Annotated in this window: 6 protein-coding genes; 3 read left to right on the top strand and 3 right to left on the bottom strand. The window is 66.9% G+C overall.

The genetic code is table 11. The features are described 5' to 3' along the window. Positions 1 to 183: hypothetical protein (locus ACIBH3_RS35680; protein WP_396316282.1), on the bottom strand; the 183-nt coding region annotated here is incomplete at its 3' end. Between the two features lie 641 nt (positions 184 to 824). Here ACIBH3_RS35680 and ACIBH3_RS35675 point away from each other — a divergent pair. From ACIBH3_RS35675 to ACIBH3_RS35665, 3 genes are all read left to right on the top strand, one after another. Beyond that, positions 825 to 1,655 carry a DUF4279 domain-containing protein gene (locus ACIBH3_RS35675; RefSeq protein WP_396316281.1) on the top strand — a complete coding sequence of 277 codons (831 nt, stop codon included), beginning with the start codon at positions 825 to 827 and terminating at the stop codon, positions 1,653 to 1,655. Positions 1,656 to 1,681: 26 nt separating this feature from the next. After that, positions 1,682 to 1,999 (top strand): hypothetical protein, encoded by a 318-nt coding sequence (locus ACIBH3_RS35670; protein WP_396316280.1) that lies wholly within the window; start codon positions 1,682 to 1,684, stop codon positions 1,997 to 1,999. A 65-nt stretch (positions 2,000 to 2,064) separates the two neighbouring features. After that, entirely contained in the window at positions 2,065 to 2,442 is a 378-nt protein-coding gene (locus tag ACIBH3_RS35665) for a hypothetical protein (protein ID WP_396316279.1), read from the top strand. A gap of 94 nt (positions 2,443 to 2,536) precedes the next feature. Here ACIBH3_RS35665 and ACIBH3_RS35660 read toward each other — a convergent pair whose 3' ends face one another. Both ACIBH3_RS35660 and ACIBH3_RS35655 read right to left on the bottom strand, forming a co-directional pair. Further along, positions 2,537 to 5,329 (bottom strand): DUF6262 family protein, encoded by a 2,793-nt coding sequence (locus tag ACIBH3_RS35660; RefSeq protein WP_396316278.1) that lies wholly within the window; start codon positions 5,327 to 5,329, stop codon positions 2,537 to 2,539. Further along, positions 5,326 to 5,801 (bottom strand): tyrosine-type recombinase/integrase (locus tag ACIBH3_RS35655; RefSeq protein ID WP_396316277.1); only part of this gene is annotated, 476 nt, incomplete at its 5' end. The genes ACIBH3_RS35655 and ACIBH3_RS35660, both read right to left, overlap by 4 nt.

Raw genomic sequence — 5,801 nt, 5'->3', positions numbered from 1 at the left:
CTCCAGGCCTTCGACATCGCCTTCGACGGCCGACTCTCCGTCGGCCGCCGGTAACTCACACAACACGAGATACACCAGTCGCTGGACAGACCCGCTCGTGGTAGACATGCCCGGTCCGGGGTCCGGGGTTGGGATCGTCGTGGTCGGTTCCATAGACCCGGCCCGCTGCAGTTCCTGGTCCATGTCCAGCAGCATTCCACCCGTCACCGACACCCGCGGACGGGCGGTTTCGAGGGCCGGTTCCCGAACCACCTGCATGTCGCCAGACCTCGGCCTGCCGCCGCCCGCTGCTGGCCGGACGTTAGACGACGACAAGCTGAGAGTCAGCGGTGGTGGTGGGCGCGCCCTCGCACGGGTGACGTTCCGAGGTTGGTAGACAGAGGACGCTATCCCTTGACGCATGATCACGTCTCGTGGGTGGCTTCGCGCCACCACTGCCCTCGCTGGCCTCATCACCGTTCTCCTTCCCGCGGCCGCACCTGCCTCCGCCACCACTGCCATCCCGGCCACCCGGTCTCCGTTTGCCCAGCACCGGGCGCTGCCGGAGCCGCCGCCCGCCGATGTCGCCCGTTCCGAGCTCGGTGACCTCACTGTCGACACCCCGCACTCGATGGCCGGCTACTCCCGGCAGAAGTTCCCGCACTGGATCAAGCAGTACGGCGAGTGCGACACGAGGGTTATCTGCAGTGCTGGTTCCGGAGACTCACGGAAAGCCAGTGGTAGGACAGCAATGTAGCTGAGGATCGCTGTCTGAGGCACGTGAGGCATAGCAGATCTGGAGAAACCTGCTGGCCAGGTGCGCGGTGACCTGTCATGGTGTCGCCGTGTCTGACGAACCGATAGAGCTGTCGCCGATGCCGGGCTCGAAGTGGTCGGCTGGATCCCTGCGGATCACGAGCAGGACTATCCGCGCGAGTGAGATCTCGGTGCGGCTGGGCATTACACCTGATCACGAGTACGAGCGGGGAAGCCTCTCAAGTCCACGGAACCCACTCAGCCGTCGGCGTGAGGCCGCCGTCTGGATTCGCAAGAGTGGCCTGGACAACGACCGATGGCCAGAGGAGCACGTCGCCGAACTCCTCCGTCGTCTGGTCGGCAAGCACGACGAATTGGCGAGCCTGGCCGCCGACTGCAAGCTGGAGTTGTTCCTCGGCTTCGGCAGTGAGAGCGGCCAGGGCGGATGCGCTCTCCCCTCCGCGCTCCTTCGAGAGGCCGGAGACCTCGGCCTCGACATCGCGCTGGACCTGTACCCACAGGCACCCGACGACTACGCCACCGCCGATGATGTGGCCGGTGATCTTGACCTGCCCGACGCCGAGGCAAGATGGCACGGCCCCTTCTATCGGGTCCGCAACAACGACTTCGAGATCCGCTTCCTCCCGGATCCACACGAGGATCTCGACGATGTCTGCAGCACCGATGCCGAAGTCCTCCTCCCTGACGGATCACGGTGGGGCGCGACGATCCTGACAGTCGACGAAGTCGGCCGGCTGATGAATCGGTGGGACGGCACCGGAGAGGCCCTGGGTGGCAGGTACTTCTCATGCTCCGACGGCCTGATCGTCCGTTCCCCGGGCATCGCGGGAATGGTGGATGTGATCGTCGGGCTGCTGGAGGCCGGAGAGCTCCAGCACACCCTCAAACGACTGGACTGATTGGCACCTGGTGCATGATCTCGGACATGAACGAACCGGAACTGGACCTCCTCTCACGACTGTGGGAGGAGCACATGCGCGCGAGGTTCCCGGCTCACCTTCGTGGTCAGGACATCGAGGGCCGAGACATGGTGCTGTTGGACGCGGACACCGCTGGCTGTGTCTCCTCGTCACTGTCGGGAACCCTTGATGAGAAGCGCCGCAGCATCCTCCTCGGGTGCCTTGGGGCCCTTGAAAAGGTCGTTCCGTTGATCGGTGATGAGGGCGGCGCGATCGAGTACTACGAGCGCTTGCGGGAGATGGCCGCACTGGCAGTCGAGCTCGGAAATGCCAAGGCCGGGTAGCGTCCGGCAATTCGGGGTGGGCGCCCGTGTAGCCTGCCCGCTCGTTCGATTTGGGGGGCAGCTTTGTGATCCACCTTCCAGATGGGCCCTGGTGGGACTGGGACGTTGTCAGCTGGAACGCCGGTCGGCTGCGGCTGGGCGCCGGCCACGACCTGTCGTACCACCACGGCCTGGAGCTGGTCTTCAGCGACCCGGTCTTCATCATATGTCCCGCTTCATTCCACGATCCGACGTTCCGCGAGCCGACACCCGCGGAGGCCCGGATCGTGTCTCGGCAGGTTGGTGAAACACCTGAGGTGCTGGTCGCCTTCGAGGCCGATGCGGGAGGACCTGAACCTGCCTCCGGCTTGATCGCGGCCGGGCAGCTCGACATCGTCCACGGAACCGTTTTCCGGTACTGGCGCGAGAATCTGGAGGCTGGGGACGCCTTGCCCCTTGGGTGAGTCCGCCGGAAGCATGACCCCGGACTCGTAGCCGGGCGGTGCTTCTGGCCAGCAATCTGGCCAGAAGCACCGCCAAGGATGTGGGCTCCGGCGGCTATCGAGCCGAGCTTGGAACCGCTCGAATGGATCGTGTGAGGGCTCTACGGACCGCGGTGACCTCGTCTTCCAGCTCGACCGTGCGGCGTTCGAGCCTTCCAGCTCGCGCGGTCTCCTCGGCAACTTCGGAGATCAGGAGCGCGTTGTGGCTCTCCAGGTCCCGAATGCGGCAGAGAAGTTCGGTTCGCTGGACGTCGTCGATCTCAGCGCCGAGGGCAAGCCTGACCCGCTCCTGGAGTCGGTCCCGTTCCGTCCTCAGGCCCTTGATCTCTTCGCGGGCGAGTGCGAGGTCGGTCTGCAGGCTGGCTTCGCTGACCCGTTGCTTCGGGAGAATGGCTGCGGCCGGAATGCCGTGCCGTGCCTGTTCCTGGACGGCAGCTTGCACCGCCTGGTGAACAACCGGGCTGTTGTAGACGAACCAGGTGGAGACGGCGGCCTTGCGGGCCACGCGCGCGACCGTGATCCGCTCGCCTGCGGCGACGAGGCCGGCGACGGCGTCGAGGCTCCGCTTGGTCTTGGCCTTACTGTCGGCGGTCCGTGCCTGCCGAAGCCGCTCTACGCGGGCTTCGCGCGCAACGGTCGTCGGGTCCGTCACGGGGCTGATGTCCAGGGTGTCACCGGGGAAGAACGCCTGAGAGGCGCGGACCTTCCGCAGCTCCTTCGATGCCGCCTCCACCGCATCCCGTTCCTGCGGTGACAGACCGGCCAGGCGCTCGTCCATCTCGGCCAAGACCTTTGCGTATGCCTCCAGCTGGTGCTCGAAGTTCGCCAGCACCCAGTCCGCGGCGCCCATGGCCGTCGCTGCCTCCCGATCTGCTCGCAGATCGGCGATGGTCTGCTCCAGCGCCGGACGGTAGGAGGGGTCGGGCTCGTAGAAGTCGCAGCCGGCGCACTGGAAGCGGATGCGGCAGTGCCCGCCGCCGGCCTTGACGTTGCTGGGCTCGGTGCATCCTCCGTTCGGCACCGCCACGGATCGCAGCTCGTAGGCGAGCGGGTCGTTGGAGCCTCTCGGGTTCCCGTGGCGGTCGGCCGCAAGTACCGCCACCGTTTCGACGGCCTTGCGACGCCGCTCCTGGGAGACGGTGTAGTACCCCATGGTGACGTCGAGTGAGCGGTGGTCCATGAGCTTGCACAGCACGTCAATGGCGGTTCCGGCATCGGCGTGCCGCTGTGCGTAGGCGTGTCGAAGACCGTAGGCGATGATCTCCGAGCGGCGGTAGGGGACCTGGTCGCCGTTGTCGTCGAGTCGGTTGTCGAGGAGTTCGGGGATGCCGTCGACCCATTCGCGGAAAACCCTGGCGGAGAAGTAGTGAGCGGTCAGGTACCTGACCCGGGATCTGCGGGTGGCCCCGGGGGCGGGGAAGAGCCACTCTTCACAGCCCGGCATCTCCGGGAGGCTGTCTCGGTGCTTCTGCCACTGCTGGATGTGCCGGGCGGTCTCCGGGCTGATCGGAAGGCGCCGGCCGTAGCGTCTGCGCTTTCGGTTGTCGTAGATCAGGGACGGCTTGCCGTCGATCCACCGCAGGCAATCGCGCTTGAGCGAGGTGGCTTCCTCGGGACGACGCCCGGTGTCGCGGATGATCCGGTAGACCTCCTGGTACATGGCCGCGAAGTCGCCGGCTTGCCAGTCGGCGTGCTTGTAGGTGGAGTCCGCGCTCATCAGGGGCACGTACCGGTCGAGCTGGGCGATGACGTGCTCGGGGATCGCGCGGCCGCTCTCGTCCTCGGTCGTGTCGACGGCCTCGATGCCGTGCAGTTCGGGGCTGAGCGCGAAGACTCCGGGTATGTCGTCCATCAGGCCGGCCAGGCGCGCGTACTGAAGGAGTCGGCGCCACCAGCCCAGCATCGCCTTGCGCTGGGCCTGGGAGTAGGCGCTGCCGTCCTTCGGATTACGGGCGATCTCGATGGCCTCGACAACAACGGTCATGTCGGCCAGGGCGAGCGTCTGCGGCCTCTCGGCGGCGGTCCTGGACGCCAGCGCGTTCGAGGCGAGCGCCGTGACGTTGACCGTGCGCCTCAGCTCAGCCACGGTGGGCCGCACGGCTCGCCCGTACTCCTTGACGATCTCGCGCAGCCATTCTTGCCGGATCGGCCGGAAGTCCAGGTGCCCGCTGGCTGCGGGATAGCGGCGGTTCGGTGCGGACAGCAACCCCACCAGCGCGCAGTCCCAGACGTCTCCGAGCGTCGGATCGACGCCGTCGTACTGAACGCGGGCCCGGCGGAGTCTGACCTGCATGTCGTTGACCAGGCTGTATGTGGTCTTGGGAAGGTGCGTGATGGACAGCGGCGTGCCGAGGTCGAGCAGCGAGGAGAGCCCTGGGGGGAGGTTGCGGACGATGCGGCGCATCATCGCGGGCACGACCGGGCGGTCCTCCTCGTCACGGCGCTGAAGGCAGTAGAGGATCTCCGCCCGCAGGGCTCCGGAGAGGTCCCCGAGAGCGAACTGTGAGCGGCCCGGTTGCAGGCCGTCCCCCACATTGGGTTGTCGTACGGCGGGTAGGGAGGGCGTGTGGGTCGTATCGAAGTCGGGCGGGTGACCGCGCCGTGCGCTGACGGCCCGACATGCCTCGCAGTGGGACGCCGGCGATTCGACCAGCGCGTCGCAGGCCGCCACGCGGCAGGCGAAGGCCCGGGTCCGCGGGTTGTCCAGATCCGCGGTGAACAGCAGGCTGCCGGAATCCCACTCACCCGTCCGCCACTGGAGGTCGAGCCGGTCGGCGAGCCAGGCCGCCCAGTCGGTCCGTGCGACCTGGCTCGCGGGCAGCTCGGCGTAGTCGTGCGCGACGGTCATCGGTTTCCACCGGCTGCCACCAGATCGACCGCCGCACGCAGATCGTCGTCGCTGGCATGGAGGTAAACAGCCGTGCTGGCCGCGGAGACGTGACCGAGCAGAGTCTGCACCACGTCAGGGTCGATTCCCGCACGGACCCAGGCGGTCGCCGCCGTGTGCCGCATCATGTGGGGCCGGGCCCGGAAGCCGCAACGGTTGCCAATCCGCTCGATGACCTGCTTGGCATTCGAATACGACATGGGCAGACCGGCATGCCGTGAGGCCAGATTCACGAACACGAAGTCGCATCCCGCTGCCTGCTGGACTCCGTCGCGCTCGACGAGGTGGTCCCGGTAGGCGTTCACCACCCGCCTTTCGACGGGAACGTGCCGGTGCCTCCTGACCTTCCCCTCGTAGCGTAGAGACCGTGACTGCAGGGGAAGTTGGGAGTCATGGCAGACAAGAGGCGGAAGTTCGACGCGGAGTTCCGTGA

It is taken from the genome of Kitasatospora sp. NPDC050543, from assembly GCF_044457565.1.
Taxonomy (GTDB): domain Bacteria; phylum Actinomycetota; class Actinomycetes; order Streptomycetales; family Streptomycetaceae; genus Kitasatospora.
The sequence above is the reverse complement of the archived record's forward strand: the minus strand, read 5'-3'. Positions and strand labels throughout refer to the sequence as shown.